This is a genomic window from Rhizobium sp. LEGMi-198b, assembly GCF_054114205.1.
This window is the reverse complement of sequence record NZ_JBSYVH010000001.1, coordinates 40,586-59,655: the sequence shown is the minus strand read 5'-3', so window position 1 is coordinate 59,655 and position 19,070 is coordinate 40,586. Positions and strand designations below refer to the sequence as shown.

The following is a 19,070-nucleotide window of genomic DNA, read 5'->3' as shown; positions in this document are numbered from 1 at the left end:
CGCGGAGCCGGGCGGGCGTCACATGCATGTGGACGTGATCGAAAAGCTGGAAGATCTGCAGGGGCTGAAAGACGACTGGGATCGGATCTATGAGATCGACCCGGAGGCGCATTGTTTTTTATCCTGGACCTGGATGTCGAGCTGGTTCGCCTCTCGTGCGCTCCCTTGGCTCGTGCTGGCGGCAAAGGCAGATGAGGGCGGCGCCTATGTGGCTTTCTTCCCGATCCAGCTCGGTACCGGGCTCGACCGGAGCAACGGTTTCTACAATACCGTCGTCATGGGCGGCTCCTATTTTGCCTCCTATACGGGTATTCTCTGCGATCCGGCCTATGCCAATGCCGCTGTCTCAGCCTTTGGCGATCGGATTCGCGCCTTTCATTGGCGCAGCTTGCATCTCGACGACATCGATCGATCGTCTGCGCGCATCGGGGCTTTCCTCGAGCGTTTCCCGCCGGCGGATTTTGTCGGCGACAGGGTCAAGCGCCCGGCACAGATTTCGGATGCGGCCGAAAGGATTGATCCGGAGATCTACGTCCATGTGACGCTGCCTGCGGATTTCGATTCGTTCCTTCGTGAGAAACTGCATTGGCGTGCGCGCCGCAATATCCGCCATTGCTTGCACAAGCTGGAGGGTTCGGCGGCACTGCGGATAACGCATGGCGACGCCGCAACCATCGAAGAGGATCTGGCGACGCTGCTGCGTCTTTGGGAGAAACAATGGGGATGGCGCAATCCCGGCTATATGCGTTACATCCTCGACAATTCGCGATCGGTTCTGCCGGATTGCTTTCGCAGCGGCGATCTCTTTCTACCGGTTCTCTGGCAAGACGGCGTAGCGATCGCCGCATCCGCCGTCCTTCTCGATCGTCCCAGGAAGAGCCTGATCTGTTTCCTCAGCGCACGTGATGTCTCGATCCGAGATCTGTCCCCAGGCTTGACCCTGCATGCCTATACGATCCGCTGGGCGATAGAGAACGGCTTTCGAATCTATGATCTTGGTGCCGGCAATTATGAGCACAAGTATATTTTCGGCTCCGTCAGCCGGCGCATCGAGCGCTTCCGGATCGACACAAGAACAGGCCGGAACCTCGGTGACCGGCTGGACCCGCATTGCCTCCGTTTCGTGCTTGCCCGTATCAGGAAGCTGTATGCCGCAGGTGATTTGGTCGATGCCGAAATCGGCTGCCGACAGGTTCTTGCTATCGAACCCGCAAATGGTGAGGCGCTGGCACTCTATCGCGAAGTCGTGGCGTCACGCATCCTCTGGCAGGCGATCTCGCCCGATGAAGCTCCAAATATCGGCTCGGACGAGCAAGAAGTCGTCGGCCGCGCCGAGGCGGAAAAGCAATGTCGCGCCACCATTGCCGAAACCCCGGGAGATTTCGATGCCGTGCACCGGCTGAGCATATTGCTGCTACTGCGGGGCGAGGCCAGGGAGGCGGAGGCGGAGATTGAACGGGCGTTGGAGCTGCGTCCCGACTCCGCTGCCGCCCATTGCACCTATGGCAATATCCTCGCCGCGACCAGGGATTTCGAAGGCGCTGTCGTCCGCTATGACCGCGCGATCGCCCTGGAGCCAGGCCATGCGATTGCCTATAACAACAAGGGCAACGCATTGCGCCGCCTGGGTCGTGCCGACGAGGCGCTGGCGAGCTATGAAAAGGCGATTGCGATCAGGCCGAGTTACGAGCAGGCGATTGCCAATCGCGCAGCCCTTTTCGACGAAGAGACGGACATGCTGCCGGCCGTGATTCAACTCTCTCGCTTGCCGCCGAATGTGTAGCCGGTTTCGACCGTCTTGTTGCCGAATTTTTCCCTGAGCTTGTCCATCGCTGCTTCCGCCGCGGCGCGGCGGGTTGCCTGTTCGTCGATCAGATCGGGCGGGTCGGCGCGGGCGGCGTCGCAGAGATCGGTGACGCCGATGCCGATCAAGCGGAACTTGGTGCCATCGGTCTCATGCTCGAGCAATCGCAGGCCGGTACGGAAAATGCGATCGGCAAGCTGGGTGGGGTCTTCCAGACGGCGGTTGCGGGTGCGGCTTTTGAAATCGGCCGTTTTCAGCTTCAACACGACAGTCTGCCCGGCAATGCCGCTGCGTTTCAGGCGGCGCGATACCTTCTCTGCGAGATCGCGCAGGATCGGCACCAGATCGTCATGCCGAGAAATATCGTCGAAGAAGGTCGTCTCCGATGACACGCTTTTTGCCGCTTCGTTCGGATGGACCGTGCGATCGTCGATGCCGCGCGACAGGCGGAAGAGCCGCTGGCCGATGACTCCATAGCGGCGCATCAGATCGCCTTCCTCCATGGTCTGCAACTGGCCGATGGTACGGATGCCGTCGCTTTCCAAAGTCGCCGCAAAGGCCTTGCCGACGCCCCAGATGGTGGTCACAGGGCGCGGCTCCAGAAACGATAGCGCCTCTTGCCGCCCGATGACGGAAAAGCCGCGTGGTTTCTGCAGGTCGGAAGCGACCTTGGCGAGGAACTTGCAATAGGAAAGGCCGACCGAAATGGTGATGCCGATCTCGCTTTCGATGCGCTTGGCGAATTTCGCCAGGATGCGGGCCGGCGGATCATGGTGCAGGCGCTGCGTGCCCTCAAGCTCCAGAAAGGCCTCGTCGATCGAAAGCGGCTGCACCAGCGGAGTCAGCTCCTGCATGAGTCCGCGCACTTCGCGGCCGACCCGGACATATTTCTCCATGTTCGGGCGGATGACGACCGCCTGCGGGCAGGCCTCCAGCGCCTTGAACATCGGCATGGCCGATCGGACGCCGTGAATGCGGGCGATATAGCAGGCCGTGGACACGACGCCGCGCTTGCCGCCGCCGATGACGACCGGCTTATCGGCCAGTTCCGGATTGTCGCGCTTCTCGATCGAGGCATAGAAGGCATCGCAATCAATATGCGCCAGCGTCAGGCCATAGAGTTCGCGATGATAGACAAGCCGTGGGCTGCCGCAGGCCCGACAGCGCGCGCGTTCTGCCGATTGCTCGCTCAGGCAATCGCGGCAAAAACCGGAAACTTTGTCGGGCGCGCTGGTCATGAAAATAGAACAAAAATTGAACATCGCCACCTTATGTTTTAAGCTTGTGAGTCTCAAGACGGAAAAGAGCGGGGAGGAGATGTTGGAGGAATTGAAAGCGGTGCCTTTGACGGCGGATCGCTGGGGCGATTTCGAAACACTCTTCGGGCCAAGCGGCGCCTGTTATGGCTGCTGGTGCACCTATTTGCGCGTTCCGACATCCGAGCGCAAAACGATGGATGGCGGGGCGAAGAAAAAATTCATGCAGGCCCGCGTCTCAGCAGGCCCGCCCCCCGGCCTTCTCGGCTATATCGGTGAGCGCCCGGTTGCCTGGACGCAGGTTGGACCGCGATCGGAACTGCCGCAGTGGAATTCTCCGAAAACCGTCTCACGGCCGCTCGATCCGGAGGATGCCGAAGACAGCTCGGTCTGGGCCGTCAGTTGCTTTTTCATGAATTCGCGCGATCGCGGCAAGGGATACAGCCATCGCATGCTGTCCGAGGCGGTGAACTTCGCCAAGGCCTCTGGTGCACGCATTCTCGAGGGCTGTCCGATCGAACGGACGATGCAATCGAAATCCGTCGGCCTCTGTGTCGGCTCGCTCCGCATATTCGAGGCGGCCGGCTTTTCCGAAGTCGCCAAACGAAAGGACGGGCGTCCCTTGATGCGCCTTGTTCTCTAATGCCGGCGCGGGCGAACTTAGCGGGCGATATGGGCGCGGATCAATGGCGCTGCCTGAGCCCAATCGTTTGCCTGGGGGATATCGGCCGCTGCGGCCGGCGCCATGCGATGGACGATCGAGTCCGGCTTCAGGTTGATGAGAAGGCAGCTTGCGAGATGGTCGCGGACCGAATGCAGATTGTGCGCCATATCGTCGACGAAGGCGACGGGCAGGGTGCGCGTGCCGTGCAATGCCTGCACGATCGGTCCCTTCGGCTGCAGCGAGGCGAGCAGCGGATGGGAAAGGCCCAGCCTGTCGAGAAGACGGCGGCGCTGCGCCCAGAACTGCGGCGGCATGGCGGTGAGGAAGACGACATCGGCGTCTTTGGAAAAGCCATCAAGGGTGTCGACGACGCGATCCAAGGGTGTCTGCCATTGTTCCTGCGCCTCGAAAAACGCGTCGATCAGACGACGGACCTCCATTTCCTCCAGCGCCTCACCGCTTGCCTTCGAAATGACGTTGCCGGTCAGCCGGAAGGACCGCGGCAGGAATTCATGGCCTTCTCCATCGAGAAAGAGCAGGAAGGGCGCAAAGAAGTGCAGCACGACATCGTCGACGTCGCAGACGATGAGCGGCCGGTCGCCAAGGCGGACATGCGATGTGTCCAATTCGATCGGGGCATCCATCGTCAATATTCCCCTGAGGAAAGGCCGGGTGGCGAGAAGTGCGCGGATGCGGCGGCAACCGTTTCTGGCGCGATGCCGCTTGCCTGGCAGAATGCAAGCAATGTCGGCTCATGGTTCATCAAAAAATCCAGCATGCCGGCAAGAAAAGCGGGTTCGTTGATGGCGTTGCGCACCTGTGCCGGTTCGACACCGGTCAAGGCCAGGAAGCGGCCGAACATGTCCGGCTCATTGGCCAGCCAGCCAAGTACGGCGATCGCGGTTTCCTGCGGATCGGCGGCGGCCTTCTTCGAGTTCTTGAAGTTACTTTGCATTTTGAGCGGTGAGTTACCTATTTTTCAACCAAATGCCGCTAGCGTCGGATTCAAGTATTTCTGGAATCGATTTCTCGCGACGTTATATTTTCATAGAATGGATGCAATACCGGATGCAGGGACAGCTCTCCATGCCTAAGCAGGTGATGATTGTAGAAGACAACGAGCTCAATATGAAGCTCTTTCGCGATCTTATCGAGGCGTCCGGCTATACGACGATCCAGACCCGAAATGGCATGGAAGCACTTGATCTTGCTCGCAAATATCGCCCGGATCTGATCCTGATGGACATCCAGCTTCCCGAGGTTTCGGGCCTTGAGGTGACGAAGTGGCTGAAAGAGGATGACGATCTGCACGTCATTCCGGTGATCGCGGTGACCGCCTTTGCGATGAAGGGCGACGAGGAGCGAATCCGTCAGGGCGGCTGCGAAGCCTATGTCTCCAAGCCGATCTCCGTGCCGAAATTCATCGAGACCATTAAAACCTATCTGGGCGACGCCTGAGCGCGGGGAAGACTGATGACCGCGCGCATATTGGTGGTTGACGATGTACCCGCTAACGTAAAGCTGCTCGAAGCAAGGCTGCTGGCCGAGTATTTCGACGTGCTGACGGCGGAGGACGGCCTGAAGGCGCTGGCGATCTGCGACAGCACCCAGGTCGATCTCATCCTGCTCGATATCATGATGCCCGGCATGGATGGGTTCGAGGTCTGCGAGCGGCTGAAGTCCGATCCGCGCACCGCGCATATTCCCGTGGTCATGGTCACGGCGCTGGATCAGCCCGCCGACCGCGTGCGCGGCCTTAAGGCCGGCGCCGACGATTTTCTGACCAAGCCGGTAAACGATCTGCAGCTCATTTCGCGGGTCAAAAGCCTGCTGCGCCTGAAGACACTCAGCGACGAGCTGCGCATGCGCAACGAGACCGCGCGCAACTTCGGCATTGACGACCTTCTGCGCATCGGCGAAGGCCGCGCCGACGACAATGGCCATGTGTTGCTGGTCGACGGCCGCGCCAATTCGCAGGAGCGTATCATCCGCGCCCTGAAGCCGATCGCCGAGGTGACCGCAACATCCGATCCGCAGGCGGCCCTATTCGAAGCTGCGGAAAGGCCGTTCGAACTCGTCGTCGTCAATTCGAATTTCGATAATTATGATCCGCTGCGGCTTTGCTCGCAGCTCCGCTCGCTGGAGCGTACGCGCTTCCTGCCGGTGCTGTTGGTGACGGAGCAGGGGGCTGACGAGATGATCGTCCGCGCGCTCGATCTCGGTATCAACGACTATATCGTCCGCCCGCTCGATCCGAACGAGCTGGTAGCGCGCTGCCTGACGCAGATCCGCCGCAAGCGTTACAACGACCGTCTGCGCGCCAGTGTGCAGCATACGATCGAACTCGCCGTCACCGACGCGCTCACCGGGCTCAACAACAGGCGCTATCTCGACAATCACTTGAAGATCCTCTTCAATCGCTCCTTGACGCGTGGACGGCCGCTCTCGGTGCTGATCACCGATATCGATCGCTTCAAGCAGGTGAACGACACCTATGGCCACGACGCCGGTGATGAAGTGCTGAAGGAGTTTGCCGCCCGTATCCGCTCCACCGTACGCGGCGCCGATCTGGCCTGCCGCTATGGCGGAGAGGAATTTGTGGTGGTCATGCCGGATACGTCCCCCGAAGTCGCTGCCGCCGTTGCCGAGCGGCTGCGTGCTGCCGTGGAAACCACGCCGGTTACGCTGCGAGAAACAGGAGCCGTTCTCAATGTCACCGCCTCTTTCGGCATCTCGTCCCGTTTGGAGACGGTCGAAAGCCCCGAGCAGTTGATGAAGCAGGCCGACCGCGCCCTGTATGAGGCCAAGAATGCCGGCCGCAACCGGGTCGTCGCGGCGGCTGCTTGAGCAAGGGTGCCGTCTCGGTCCCTTAATATTCATGGGATTTTGGTAGTTTTGAACAAGGATTAAAAATTTGTAATCTTTGCTCCACAGCAATGACTGCAGATTTCCACAGGAGAATAAGCCGTTATTCTACACCAGTAAGTTCGCAGAATATACTTATTATATTTTGTAGAAGACTGATGTATAGCATGTATTTGTTGTGATATTTTTGCCATAAATGAAGTTGAAATGGCGAAAAGCTATGAGTATTCCATGCATAACGTGGTTCTCACTATGGTATGCAAATGGGCTCAAATATCTGTAATCAGAATCTGCTATGCATGCGATCATTACCTCTTTAATTTTAAGATCTACTCGCTTTCCGATTGTCATTTTTTCAGGCCAACAAAGCTGAATGACGGCAGGAATTTTAACCATTCGGGCAGACAAGAATTTTTTATCATTAAGAATTTGTTGATTTTCTTTCGATTTCGCGCAAATTTAGTCCCGTACAAGCACAGGCCCGCAAGGGCGTGGGAATACCCCATGATGCTCAGGTCCGCCGCATCTCCTGGGTCGTGGGGTCGGTCGGCTGGCAAGCAAATTTAAGCGGTTCCTCGTGCCGTTTTGCAGGCTAGCCGACCCCCAATTCGAAACGCCGCCTTCCAAAGGAAGCGCGGCGTTTTTCTTTGTTAATATCAGAAAGTTGAGTTTTAGGCTTTTCTGTTTTTCCGGTGCCTGCATAAGGTTTTGCACAGAAAAAGAAGGCAGCAAAAATAAAAAAAGGCGCTAACCTTACGGTTGCGCCCTTTTGTAATCAGAAGTTTAGGAAACTTACTTGATCTTCGTTTCCTTGAACTCGACATGCTTCTTAGCAATCGGGTCGTACTTCGTCTTCGTCATCTTGTCCGTCATCGTACGGCTGTTCTTCGTCGTGACGTAGAAGAAACCGGTGTCGGCCGTCGACAGCAGCTTGATCTTGATGGTGGTAGCCTTGGCCATGGTCGTCCTGCCTTTAAGAAAAATGAAAGCCGTGGACGGCCAGTGCGGAGGTCCACGGCAAATTCTGGCGCGAAACTACAAATCGCGCCCGAAAAGTCAACCCCTGCTGCCCATGAAAAGCAGCCGTATCGCCGAAAGCAGGACGTAAAGTCCAAAGAAAAAGGCGATTGCCCAGGCAAAACCGCTGGGATTGGCGATATCCATGGCTGTTCCGATCGTCGGCGGACCGAGGACCATGCCGACTGCGTAACAGAAAACGAATGCCGCATTGGCGGCGACAAGGTCCGCGCCCGTCAGCCGCGTTCCGAGGTGGCTGAGGCCGACCGTATACATGCCTGAGACGCAGCCGCCCCAGAACAGCAGGATAACCGCCAGAAGTATCCAATTCGAAGCCAGCGAGGGCAATAGAAGCGCACCGACCAGTCCGATGGCTGCCATGATCGACAGAAGCGGCCGCTTGTCGCGCAGGCGGTCGGCAAGCAGCCCCAGGGGAATCTGGAAGACGAAGTTGCCGACGCCCATCACGGTCAGCAGCAGCGCGGCTTGTGATTCGTTGAAACCAAGCCGAGTCGCATAGCTGGTAAACAATGATCCGCCGCCGACGGTCACAGCGCCGAACACGAACACGGCGGCGGTCGCCGTTGGCACCAGGAAAACGTAGCGGATAAAGTGCAGCTCGGGCTTTTCGTCGACGATCGGGCTCTCGTTGCGGGCGATGAAGATCGGGATTGTCGCCGCCAGAATAATGCAGGCGCCGATGACGAAGGGCATCAGCCCTTCGCTGCCGACCAGCGAGAAAAGCAGGGGGCCGGCTGCAAAGCCGAGCGAGAAAACCGTGGAATAGAGGCCGAGCACGAAGCCGCGCTTGGAGGGCGGGGAGGCGGCGTTGATCCAGAATTCCGACAGGATGAAGAGGGTGGTGGTCGCTCCATGGAAGATCAGGCGCAGCGGGAACCACAGCAGCAGGCTTTCCGCGTAATAGAACCCGAGCGAGCTCAGCGCGGAGAGCACGACAGCCCAGATCATCGTCTGCACCACACCGAATCGGTGGGCGAGCTTCGTGGTGATCAGCGCCGCTATCATCGCGGCGATCCCCATCATTGCCGTGTTGAGCCCGATCAGGCTTGAGGGAATGCCGCGTTTTTCGAGGATGATGCTGAGAAGCGGAAGGCCGAGGCCGATGGCGATGCCGACAGCGGAAACGGACGAAATGGCGGCGACGAGCGAAGGCCAATGAATTTCTTCGACATGGCCGGCCTTGCCGTTCGTCGGTTCAAACATGAATTGATCCTTAGAGCATGTGGCGAACGAATCGTTCGCAACGCGGGAGATAGAAAGGCACGGCACGGCCAAATCCAGGTGACGGGTCGGCTTTCATGGGATCAATCATATCCTCCGCAATGATCCTTTCGACGCCCGGCATGTTCAGACAAGAAATGTCGCCGATGTCAAGCCATTGGAGATCAAGCAATTCCCGCGAATCATGAATATAGGGCGGATCGATACTGGTTCCGTCCGAAGGGAGTAACGGCGTATGCCCGCTCCCGCCGGCCGGCAAGGCTGGTGATATCAGCTCGAGCATATGGTTCACGACCGGCCGTTTCCCCGATCCCATTCTTCGGGACTGTCGTCATGGCCGCCGAAGCCATGCATCCGCAGCGCCCATTGCAGGCCGATGACGCCGCCCTTGATTGGTTGAATTGCCGCCAAGGCGGTGAGCACCGTAATCGGCGCCCAGATGGCGAGATGCGCCCAGATCGGCAGATGAAAGGCCATATCCGTCAGCATGTAGCCGCCGACCACCACATGGCCGAGTACCAGGATGACCAAGTAGGGCGGCAGGTCGTCGGCACGCTGGTGGAACAGCTCCTCCTCGCAGACGGCGCAACGGTCTGCTGGTTTCAGGAACGCCTTGAAGAGCTTTCCCGAGCCGCAATGCGGACAGCGGTTCAGTAAGCCGCGGACAATCGAGCGTCCGAGCGGACGTTCAGCCTCGTCGGGGCCGCCAAAGCGGATGATTGGATCGGACGGGCTGCTCGTCATGAACCTTTCCTTCCTGCCGGCAGCCGCCGTTTATCGGCGCCCGCGCGGCGGTCTCGTTCCCGGCGCCTTGCGTGCCGGGGTCTTGTTGCGTCGCGTCGCCTTGTGGAAGGAACGCACTGCCGTTGGCATGGCGCGACCGTCGCTTAACATTTCGAAGCGCAGGGCACCCGCCAGCGGGATCGCTTCCGCAAGGCGCACCGTGACGCTGTCGCCGAGGCGGAAGCCGAGCCCCGTCTTTTCACCCGTCAGCGCCTGATGCGCCTCGTCATAGATGAAATAGTCGGAGCCGAGCGTAGATATAGGGATGAAGCCGTCAGCGCCATAGTCGGGCAGGGTGACAAAAAGTCCCGACTTGGTGACACCGCCGACCCGGGCCTCGAATTCCTCGCCGATACGCCCGACAAGATGATGCGCGATCAGCCGGTCGACCGTCTCGCGTTCGGCCGCCATGGCACGGCGCTCGAAAGTAGAAATTTCGGCGGCGATATCGTCGAGCGTTGCTTCCTCGTCCGGCGTGATACCGCCTTCGCCGAAGCTGAGCGAACCGACGAGGGCGCGATGCACGATCAGATCCGCATAGCGGCGGATCGGCGAGGTGAAATGCGCGTATTTCATCAGGTTCAGGCCGAAATGCCCGATATTGTCGGGGCTGTAGATCGCCTGGCTCTGCGAGCGCAGCACCATCTCGTTGACCATGGTCTGATGCGCCGTACCCTCGGCCTTCGCCAGGATGCCGTTGAAGCTGTTGGCGCGGACATTGCCGCCCTTGACGAGCGAGATGCCGAGCGTTGCGAGGAATTCGCGCAGCACTTCCTGCTTGGCAAGCGTCGGGCCGTCATGGATGCGATAGATCAGCACCTGCCGCTTCTTTTCCAGCGTTTCGGCAGCGGCGACATTCGCCTGGATCATCATTTCTTCGATGAGTTTGTGGGCATCGAGACGCGGCGGTACGAAGACCCGATCGACCGTCCCATCCGGCTTCAGCAGGATCTTGCGTTCGGGCATGTCGAGTTCGAGCGGCTGACGCCGGTCGCGGCCGCGCCTCATAACCTCATAGGCATGCCAGAGCGGCTTCAGGATCGGCTCCAGCATCGGTCCGGTCTTGTCGTCCGGCTTGCCGTCGATCGCCGCCTGGGCCTGTTGGTAGGAAAGCTTGGCGGCACTCTTCATCATGATGCGATGGAAGGTGTGGCCCGCCTTGCGGCCTTCCTTGGAAAAGATCATCCGCACGGCAAGCGCAGGGCGGTCGACGCCTTCCTTGAGGGAGCAGAGATCGTTGGAGATGCGCTCCGGGAGCATCGGCACGACGCGATCAGGAAAATAGACCGAATTGCCGCGCTTCAGCGCCTCCCGATCCAGCGCGGAGCCGGGGCGGACATACCAGGAGACATCCGCGATGGCGACAGTGACGATCACGCCGCCGGGATTGTCGGGCGAGGGGTCCAGCTCGGCATAGACCGCATCGTCATGGTCCTTGGCGTCGGCCGGATCAATGGTGATCAGCGGCAGGCTGCGCCAATCTTCGCGATGCGACATGGTGGCGGGCTTGGCGGCGTCCGCCTCGGCGATGGCGGCCTGCGGGAAGACATGCGGGATGCCATGCGCATGGATGGCGATCATCGAAATCGCCTTTTCCGAAGCGACGGAGCCCACGATCGACAGCACCTTGGCGCGAGGTAGCCCGAAACGGCCGAGACGGGCAACTTCGACCTCGACCAGATCGCCTTCCTTGGCGTCGCCGGTATAATCCGGATCGATGACCATTTCCTCGCCGCGCCGCTCGATCGGCAGCAGCCGCCCGCCGCCGCCCGGCGTCTCGCGAAAGACGCCCATGGTTGCGGCCAGACGCTTGTCGATGACCCTGATGATGCGCGCGGTATAAGCCGGCCCGCCGCGATCGACAGCCGGAAATATCTTAGCGAGGATGCGGTCGCCCATGCCGGCAACCGGAGCCTTGCCCTTGCCGTTGCGACCGGCGGGGGAAGAGGACTGCTTGATCATCACGGCCGGCGCGACGCCGTTTTCCTCCGGCCATTCGGTCGGACGGCCGATCAGCTCGCCATCCTTGTCGCGCGTGGTGATATCGAGGACGGCGATCGGCGGCAAAGCTCCGGGGCGGATGAGCGACTTGCGGCTCTTCTGCACCATGCCGTCTTCTTCAAGCTCGCGCAGGAGGTTCTTGAGCTCGACGCGGCTCTCGCCCTTTAATCCAAAGGCCTTGGCAAGCTCGCGCTTGGAAGCCTGCTGCGGGTGATCGGCGATGAAGCGCAGGAGGACTTCGCGCGGCGGCAAAACGCCGTGCACGATCGCCATCATCGGTTCCGCATCGCCGCTGTTTTTCGCCGCACGACCAGTCTTGCCGGGGCGTCGCTCCGACGATGAATTCCTGCCGCGCGGTTCTCTGCTCACTCTGCGCTCTTCTTCGTCGTCTTGGTTGTTTTCGCCTTGGCCGGAGCCTTTGCAGCCGCCTTTGCCTTCGGTTTGGCGGCAGTCTTCGTCGTCTTGGTGGCGGCAGCCGCGGTCTTGGTCTTGGCCGGCGCTCTGGCCGACTTCCCGCCGCCGGATTTACCGGCTTTCGCCGCGATCAGCTCCAGCGCCTCTTCAACCGTGATTGCCTGCGGATCCTTGCCTTTCGGCAGGGTCGCATTGACCTTGCCCCAGTTCACGTAGGGTCCGTATTTGCCGTCGCGAACGGTGATCGAGCCGCCGTCGGGATGTTCGCCGAGGTCCTTCAATGCTGCTGGCGTGCCGCCGCGGCTTCCTCCGCCGCCGGCCTTGCTCTGCTTTTCAGCAAGAACGGTCACGGCGCGGTTGAGGCCGACGGTGAAAACGTCTTCGACGGACTCGAGATTGGCGTAGCTGCCGTCATGCAGCAGAAACGGCCCGTAGCGGCCGATGCCGGACGAGATCATCTTGCCGCTTTCCGGATGCTTGCCGATATCGCGCGGAAGCGAGATCAGCGCCATGGCCTTTTCATAGTCGATATCCTCGGGCTTCCAGCCCCTCGGCAGCGACGCACGCTTGGCTTCCTTGCCGTCGCCGCGCTGGATATAGGGCCCGAAGCGGCCGGAGCGCAGCGTCAGCTCTTCGCCGGTGACGGGATCGGTGCCGAGCGCCTTCGGTTCGTTCAACCCGCTGGCTTCAGCCTCCGCGCCGCCTTCCGAGGAGAGCTGGCGCGTGTAATTGCATTCCGGATAGTTCGAGCAGCCGATGAAGGCGCCGTATTTGCCGAGCTTCAGCGACAGGTTGCCCGTGCCGCAGACCTGGCAGATACGCGGATCGCTGCCATCTTCCCGTTTCGGGAAGACCAGTGGAGCAAGCGCTTCGTTCAGCGCGTCGAGCACATTGGTGACGCGCAGCTCCTTTGTATCCTCGATCTGGGCAAAGAAATCGCGCCAGAAGTCGCGCAATACGTCCTTCCAGTTCAATTCGCCAGCGGAGATACGATCGAGCTTCTCTTCGAGATCGGCGGTGAAGTCGTATTCGACGTATTTCGTGAAGAAGCTTTCGAGGAAGGCGGTGACGAGCCGGCCCTTGGCCTGCGGCACCAGCTTGCGCTTGTCGATCGTGACATAGTCGCGGTCGCGCAGCGTCGCCAGCGTCGCGGCATAGGTCGATGGGCGGCCGATGCCGAGTTCTTCCATCTTCTTGATCAGCGATGCTTCCGAATAGCGGGGCGGCGGCTCGGTGAAGTGCTGGGTCGAATTGATCTTCTGCTTGGCGAGATTTTCGCGCGCATTGATCTCCGGCAGGCGGCCATCCTCGTCGTCGGCATCGTCGCTTTGTTCGCCATCTTCCTTCTGATCGGTGTAGGCGGCGATGAAGCCGTCGAAGCGGATCACCGAACCGACAGCGCGCAAGCCCGCCTTCTGGCCGGCATTGTCAGCTAGGATTTCGACGGTGGTCCGCTCGATCTCGGCCGAGGCCATCTGGCTCGCGATACCGCGCTTCCAGATGAGATCGTAGAGCCTGATCTGATCGGCATCGAGGAATTTGCGCACGCGATCCGGCGAACGATCGAAATCGGTCGGACGGATCGCCTCGTGCGCTTCCTGGGCATTCTTCGCCTTGGTCGAGTAGAAGCGCGCTTTCTCCGGCAGGTAGCGATTGCCGAACTGATCGGCGATGGAGCGCCGTGCCGCGTCGATCGCTTCCGGCGCCATCTGAACGCCGTCCGTACGCATATAGGTGATGAGACCGACAGTCTCGCCGCCTATATCGACACCCTCATAGAGCTTCTGCGCGATCTGCATCGTGCGGGATGCCGAGAAGCCGAGCTTGGAGGAGGCGGCCTGCTGCAGGGTGGACGTGGTGAAAGGCGGGCTCGGATTGCGCTTGACCGGCTTTGCCTCGACCGTGTCGACGACATAGGCGGCACCTTCCAGCAGCGCCTTCAGCTTGCCGGCTTCTTCGCCATTGCCGATCGAGCGCGGCTGCAGGCGCTTGCCGTTGGCGGCGACGAGCCGCGCTTCGAATTCGTCACCGCGCGGCGTCTTCAGGATCGCCAAGAGATTCCAGTATTCCTCGGAGATAAAACGTTCGATCTCCGACTCACGGTCGCAGACGAGGCGCAAGGCCACCGACTGCACGCGGCCGGCCGAACGGGCGCCCGGCAGCTTGCGCCACAGCACCGGCGACAGGTTGAAGCCGACGAGATAGTCGAGCGCGCGACGGGCGAGATAGGCGTCGACCAGCGGCACGTCGATATCGCGCGGCTCGGCCATCGCGTCGAGCACCGCCTTCTTAGTGATGGCGTTGAAGACGACGCGCTTCACGGGCTTGCCGTTGATGACGCGCTTCTTGTTCAAGAGGTCGAGCACGTGCCAGGAAATCGCTTCGCCTTCGCGATCCGGGTCGGTCGCGAGAATCAGGCCGTCGGAGGATTTCACTGCGTCGGCAATGTCCTTGATGCGCTTTTGCGAAGCGCCATCGACTTCCCAGAGCATCTCGAAGTCTTGCTCGGGAAGGACCGAGCCGTCCTTGGCAGGCAGGTCGCGCACATGGCCGAAGGAAGCAAGAACCTTATATCCGGGTCCCAGATATTTATTGATTGTCTTGGCCTTGGCAGGCGATTCCACCACTACAACGTTCATCATCAATCTCTGAATGCGAGGTCGCGCCGGAAAAAGGCGCGGGAGAGACGGGGTATTTCGTTTCCCCGGCCTTCCGACATGGACAGGGAATTCGCCGCGGTCAAGAGGCGAAGTCGATTTTTGCGGTCAGCGCGGCGATGCGATCCTTGCAAGATGGCATCTATACTACAATCCTGAATAAGCGCCTTTGGACGCTCCCCGTAGGTTCTGGTCATCATATCGGAATAGCCGGCAACACTTTCAATCCAGCATCGAGATCGACACCAGTCCGCCGGGATGCCGATGCAACCGGCCGGCCATGTCGAGTTCGAGAAGCACGGAATGAACGGAGGACACCGACTGGCCGGTATGCCGGATGATATCGTCGATTTCCACCGGCGTCGGCCCGAGTGCGTCGATGATCTCCCAGCGCTCCGTATCGTCCGGTGGCAAGGACAGCGGTTTGTCGTTCTTTTCAGCGGGCGCTTCGGCAAGCTGCGGGCGGAAAAGATCGGGCTCGGCGAGAGGCCTCAGCGCCTCGATGACGTCATCCGGACTGGTCACGATCATCGCGCCATCCTTCAGCAAACCATTGGTGCCCTCGCAGCGTGGATCGAGCGGAGAGCCCGGCACGGCAAATACCAGCCGGCCGAATTCGCCCGCGAGCCGCGCGGTGATCAGCGAGCCGGAGCGCGTTGCCGCCTCGACCACGACGACGCCCAGCGAGATGCCTGATATCAGCCGATTGCGGCGCGGAAAATCGCGTGCGCGCGGTTCCCAGCCGAACGGCATTTCGCTGACGGCAAGGCCGTTGCCGTCCCATATTTCATGCAAGAGGCCGACATTTTCGGGCGGGTAGGGCTGGTCGAGCCCGCCGGCCATGGCGGCGATCGTGCCCGTTTCCAGGCTGGCGCGGTGAGCTGCCGTGTCAATGCCGCGGGCAAGGCCCGAGACCACGGCATAGCCGGCCTGGCCACAAATGCGGGCGATCATCGCAGTGAATTTGGCGCCGCTGATCGAGGCATTGCGCGAGCCGACGATGCCGATCGCCGGTCGGGTTGCCGTCGGCAGGCTGCCTTTGACAGCAAGCAGCGGCGGCGCACCATCGATCTCCCTCAGCGCCTGCGGATAATCCGGTTCGCCGATACCGACGAAGCGGGCGCCGAAACGATGCGCGGCCTCCAGTTCGCGCAGTGCATCCTGCTCGCTGGCGATACGGATAGCCCGCGTCGAGCCGCCGCGCTGCGACAGTTCCGGCAACGCGGCGAGTGCGGCTTCGGCTGAGCCGTAGTGACGGATAAGGTCGCGAAAGGTGGAGGGGCCAACATTGTCGGAGCGGATCAGGCGGAGCCAGGCGATCCTTTGTTTTTCCGTCAGCGCAATTCCGGTTCGTCCTGCGCTGCCTCTTCCCATTACCCCTTCGCTCCGATCTTGGTTTCCGTGCCGGCGGTCAGCCGGGCAATATTGGCTCTGTGCTTGTACCAGGCGATAACGGTCATCAACGCCATGGCCGCGGCGATCTTGTCGGCACCCAATATCCATAATGCAACCGGAATGACAAGGGTTGCAACCAGCGCGGAAAGAGAGGAGTAGCGGGTCGTAAAGGCGATGACCAGCCAGATGATGGAGAAGATCAGCGCCATCAACGGCGCGAGGCCTAGGAGAATACCCAGGTAGGTCGCCACGCCCTTGCCGCCCTTGAAGCCGATCCAGACCGGAAAGATATGGCCGATGAAGGCGGCAAAGCCGGCGAGCACGCCCGCATCCTCACCGAAGAAATGCGAGACGATCAGCACGGCGACCGTACCCTTGAAAGCATCGAGCAGCAGCGTTGCCACCGCCAACGGCTTATTGCCGGTGCGCAGCACATTGGTCGCTCCGATATTGCCGGAACCGATCTTGCGGACGTCGCCGAGGCCGGCCATGCGCGTCAGAACCAGGCCGAAGGGGATAGAGCCGAGCAGGTAGCCGATGACAATAGCTGCCAGCGCCGTTGGCAGGGTCAACTGCCATGTCCAGAAATCCGCCATCACTTTCTATTCCCCATAAGCCTCAGCTTTGCCTAGAGACTGTGAACCAACTTGCCGGCGACATAGGTCGCGACTGCCCTGCCGGTCATTCTTGCGTCTTCGAACGGTGTATTCTTCGAGCGCGACAGAAGCATGTCTTTGGCAACAAGCCAAGGCTCGTCGAGATCGATCAAGGTGATATCCGCTTTCGCGCCCGGCTTCAGCGTGCCGGCATCAAGACCGAAGATCTGCGCCGGCCGGGTTGAAAGGGCGTCGATCAGTCGCATCAGGCTCACTTCGCCGCTGTGATGCAGGCGAAGTGCGGCGGCAAGCAGCGTCTCCAGCCCGATCGCCCCGTCCTCAGCCTCTCCGAAAGGCAGGCGCTTGGTATCCACATCCTGCGGGTCGTGCGACGAGACGATGATGTCGATGGTGCCGTCCGCAAGCGCCTCGATCATGGCCGTGCGATCATCCTCGGAGCGCAGCGGCGGATAGAGCTTGAAGAAGGTGCGGTATTCGCCGATGTCGTTTTCGTTAAGCGCCAGATTGTTAATCGAGATGCCGCAGGTGACCTTTGCGCCGCGCGAGCGTGCAAGGCGGATGGCCTCTGCCGATTCGGGCACGGAGATCATCGCTGCGTGATAGTGGCTGCGGGTCAGCGTTGCTATTCTCAGATCGCGCTCGAGCGGGATAAGCTCGGTTTCCCTCGGAATACCGGATAGCCCGAGCCAGCTTGCCAGCAGCCCCTCATGCATCACGCCGTTGGCGCCGAGATATTTGTCGCGGGTCTCGCAGGAGACGACCGCGCCGAATTCGCGCGCATAGGTCATGATGCGGCGCAGGACCTGCGTATCGTAGACGCCGGAATGCGCATCGGTGAAGACCACGGCGCCGGCCTCCCTGAGGAGACCGATTTCCGTCATCTCTTCGCCGGCAAGCCCCTTGGTAATCGCCGCTGCCGGATAGACATTGACGACGGCCGTATCGCGCGCCGTCTTCTTAACGAATTCGACCAGGGCGATGTCGTCGATGACGGGATCAGTGTCCGGCATCATGATGAAGGAGGTCACGCCGCCGGCTGCCGCCGCACGGCTCGCCGAAGCGATGGTCTCGCGATGTTCGCCGCCGGGCTCGCCGACATGGACGCGGGCGTCGACAAGGCCGGGCACGGCGACGAGGCCAGTGCAATCCCGGATCTCGGCGCCCTTCGGCACGGCATGCCTATGCGCGTCCTTGCCGGCAGAGAGGATGACGCCGTTTTCGACGATGATCATGCCGACTTCATCGAGATTGCGCGAGGGATCGATGATACGGACGTTCTGGAGGACGATAGAGTTGCTCATGCGCCAGCTCCCTCGGTGCGCGGTCCCTGGTTTTGCGAGATCAGGAGCGCCTCCATGACCGCCATGCGCACCGCGACACCCATTTCCACCTGTTCGGCGATGACGCTTTGCGGTCCGTCGGCCACCTCGGAGGCAATCTCGACACCGCGGTTCATCGGACCGGGATGCATGACAAGTGCATCCTCCTTGGCCGCCTTCAATGTCTCGGCATCGAGCCCATAGAAATGATAGTATTCCCGCACCGACGGCACGAAGGCACCGGACATGCGCTCGCGTTGCAGCCGCAGCATCATCACCACATCGGCGTCCTTCAGTCCTTCCTTCATCGAATGGAAGACCTCGACGCCCATGTCGGCGTTCCCGGCGGGCAGCAGCGTGGCGGGAGCCACGACCCGGATACGCGCACCCATGGCATTCAGCAGCAGGATATTGGAGCGTGCGACACGCGAATGCAGCACGTCGCCGCAGATCGCGACGATGATGCGCGAAAGCTTGCCCTTGGCGCGGCGAATGGTCAGTGCGTCGAGCAGCGCCTGCGTCGGATGCTCATGCTGGCCGTCGCCGGCATTGACGACGGAGCAGGAGACCTTCTGCGCCAGCAGCGAGGCAGCACCGGCGCTGGAGTGGCGGATGACGAGGACATCGGGACGCATGGCGTTCAGCGTCATCGCCGTGTCGATCAGCGTTTCGCCCTTCTTTACGGAGGAATTGCCGACCGACATGTTCATGACGTCGGCGCCGAGCCGCTTGCCGGCCAGTTCGAAGGATGCTTGCGTGCGGGTCGAGGCTTCGAAAAAGAGATTGATCTGCGTCAGCCCGCGAAGCGTCGATGTTTTCTTTTCGCGCTGCCGGCTGATCTTCACCGCCTCGTCGGCCTTGTCGAGAAGATAGGTGATATCTTGTTCGGTGAGGCCCTTGATGCCGATGAGGTGGCGGTGGGGGAAGAAGAACATGACGCTGCCCTCCGGATTTCGTCAGGGGGTCTATAAAGAGGGAGCGCCTCAGGGGCAAGCGCGGGCTTTCGTTACGCCCGCTTGTTCCCCATGCAATTTCG

At 60.7% G+C, this 19,070-nt stretch carries 17 protein-coding genes; 4 read left to right on the top strand and 13 right to left on the bottom strand.

Annotation, left to right across the window (positions count from 1 at the left end; all coding sequences use genetic code 11):
- The first annotated feature begins 22 nt into the window (after positions 1–22).
- A complete protein-coding gene (locus tag ACXHXG_RS00315; protein WP_457898184.1) occupies positions 23–1,783 on the top strand; it encodes a GNAT family N-acetyltransferase in 1,761 nt (586 codons plus the stop codon).
- On the opposite strand, the gene ACXHXG_RS00310 is transcribed toward ACXHXG_RS00315, so the two are convergent.
- Positions 1,753–3,042: a DNA polymerase IV gene (locus ACXHXG_RS00310; RefSeq protein ID WP_457898183.1), complete on the bottom strand. Its 1,290-nt coding sequence runs from the start codon at positions 3,040–3,042 to the stop codon at positions 1,753–1,755. The genes ACXHXG_RS00315 and ACXHXG_RS00310 overlap by 31 nt on opposite strands.
- A 79-nt stretch (positions 3,043–3,121) precedes the next feature.
- Here ACXHXG_RS00310 and ACXHXG_RS00305 point away from each other — a divergent pair, with 79 nt between their 5' ends.
- Positions 3,122–3,703 (top strand): GNAT family N-acetyltransferase, encoded by a 582-nt coding sequence (locus tag ACXHXG_RS00305; RefSeq protein WP_457898182.1) that lies wholly within the window; start codon positions 3,122–3,124, stop codon positions 3,701–3,703.
- A gap of 17 nt (positions 3,704–3,720) precedes the next feature.
- On the opposite strand, the gene ACXHXG_RS00300 is transcribed toward ACXHXG_RS00305, so the two are convergent.
- Together ACXHXG_RS00300 and ACXHXG_RS00295 are read right to left on the bottom strand one after the other, a co-directional pair.
- Entirely contained in the window at positions 3,721–4,368 is a 648-nt protein-coding gene (locus ACXHXG_RS00300) for a hypothetical protein (protein ID WP_104822704.1), read from the bottom strand.
- Positions 4,369–4,370: 2 nt separating this feature from the next.
- Entirely contained in the window at positions 4,371–4,679 is a 309-nt protein-coding gene (locus tag ACXHXG_RS00295) for a DUF3572 domain-containing protein (protein ID WP_285168184.1), read from the bottom strand.
- 131 nt (positions 4,680–4,810) lie between these two features.
- Between ACXHXG_RS00295 and ACXHXG_RS00290 the strand changes: the two genes are divergently transcribed.
- A complete protein-coding gene (locus ACXHXG_RS00290; protein ID WP_007531841.1) occupies positions 4,811–5,182 on the top strand; it encodes a response regulator in 372 nt (123 codons plus the stop codon).
- A 15-nt stretch (positions 5,183–5,197) separates the two neighbouring features.
- A complete protein-coding gene (locus ACXHXG_RS00285; RefSeq protein WP_457898181.1) occupies positions 5,198–6,571 on the top strand; it encodes a PleD family two-component system response regulator in 1,374 nt (457 codons plus the stop codon).
- A gap of 810 nt (positions 6,572–7,381) precedes the next feature.
- On the opposite strand, the gene rpmG is transcribed toward ACXHXG_RS00285, so the two are convergent.
- The 10 genes from rpmG to ACXHXG_RS00235 form a co-directional block, all read right to left on the bottom strand.
- Positions 7,382–7,549 (bottom strand): 50S ribosomal protein L33, encoded by a 168-nt coding sequence (rpmG, locus tag ACXHXG_RS00280; protein ID WP_003587245.1) that lies wholly within the window; start codon positions 7,547–7,549, stop codon positions 7,382–7,384.
- Positions 7,550–7,645: 96 nt separating this feature from the next.
- Positions 7,646–8,830: an MFS transporter gene (locus ACXHXG_RS00275; protein ID WP_104822708.1), complete on the bottom strand. Its 1,185-nt coding sequence runs from the start codon at positions 8,828–8,830 to the stop codon at positions 7,646–7,648.
- Positions 8,831–8,840: 10 nt separating this feature from the next.
- A complete protein-coding gene (locus ACXHXG_RS00270) occupies positions 8,841–9,140 on the bottom strand; it encodes a hypothetical protein (RefSeq protein WP_457898180.1) in 300 nt (99 codons plus the stop codon).
- Entirely contained in the window at positions 9,137–9,592 is a 456-nt protein-coding gene (locus ACXHXG_RS00265; RefSeq protein ID WP_283050013.1) for a DUF983 domain-containing protein, read from the bottom strand. The genes ACXHXG_RS00270 and ACXHXG_RS00265 overlap by 4 nt, the downstream gene beginning before the upstream one ends.
- Positions 9,593–9,622: 30 nt before the next feature.
- Positions 9,623–12,001 carry a ribonuclease R gene (gene rnr, locus ACXHXG_RS00260; RefSeq protein ID WP_285168188.1) on the bottom strand — a complete coding sequence of 793 codons (2,379 nt, stop codon included), beginning with the start codon at positions 11,999–12,001 and terminating at the stop codon, positions 9,623–9,625.
- Entirely contained in the window at positions 11,998–14,685 is a 2,688-nt protein-coding gene (topA, locus tag ACXHXG_RS00255; RefSeq protein WP_457898179.1) for a type I DNA topoisomerase, read from the bottom strand. Before topA ends, rnr begins: the two co-directional genes overlap by 4 nt.
- A gap of 240 nt (positions 14,686–14,925) precedes the next feature.
- Positions 14,926–16,077, bottom strand: a complete 1,152-nt coding sequence (gene dprA / locus ACXHXG_RS00250) for a DNA-processing protein DprA (protein ID WP_457898178.1) — start codon at positions 16,075–16,077, stop codon at positions 14,926–14,928.
- A complete protein-coding gene (gene plsY / locus ACXHXG_RS00245) occupies positions 16,077–16,694 on the bottom strand; it encodes a glycerol-3-phosphate 1-O-acyltransferase PlsY (protein ID WP_457898177.1) in 618 nt (205 codons plus the stop codon). Before plsY ends, dprA begins: the two co-directional genes overlap by 1 nt.
- Positions 16,695–16,726: 32 nt before the next feature.
- Positions 16,727–18,016, bottom strand: coding sequence for a dihydroorotase (locus tag ACXHXG_RS00240; protein ID WP_285168192.1), 1,290 nt, complete (start codon positions 18,014–18,016; stop codon positions 16,727–16,729).
- Positions 18,013–18,969: an aspartate carbamoyltransferase catalytic subunit gene (locus ACXHXG_RS00235; protein WP_457898176.1), complete on the bottom strand. Its 957-nt coding sequence runs from the start codon at positions 18,967–18,969 to the stop codon at positions 18,013–18,015. Before ACXHXG_RS00235 ends, ACXHXG_RS00240 begins: the two co-directional genes overlap by 4 nt.
- Positions 18,970–19,070 lie beyond the last annotated feature (101 nt).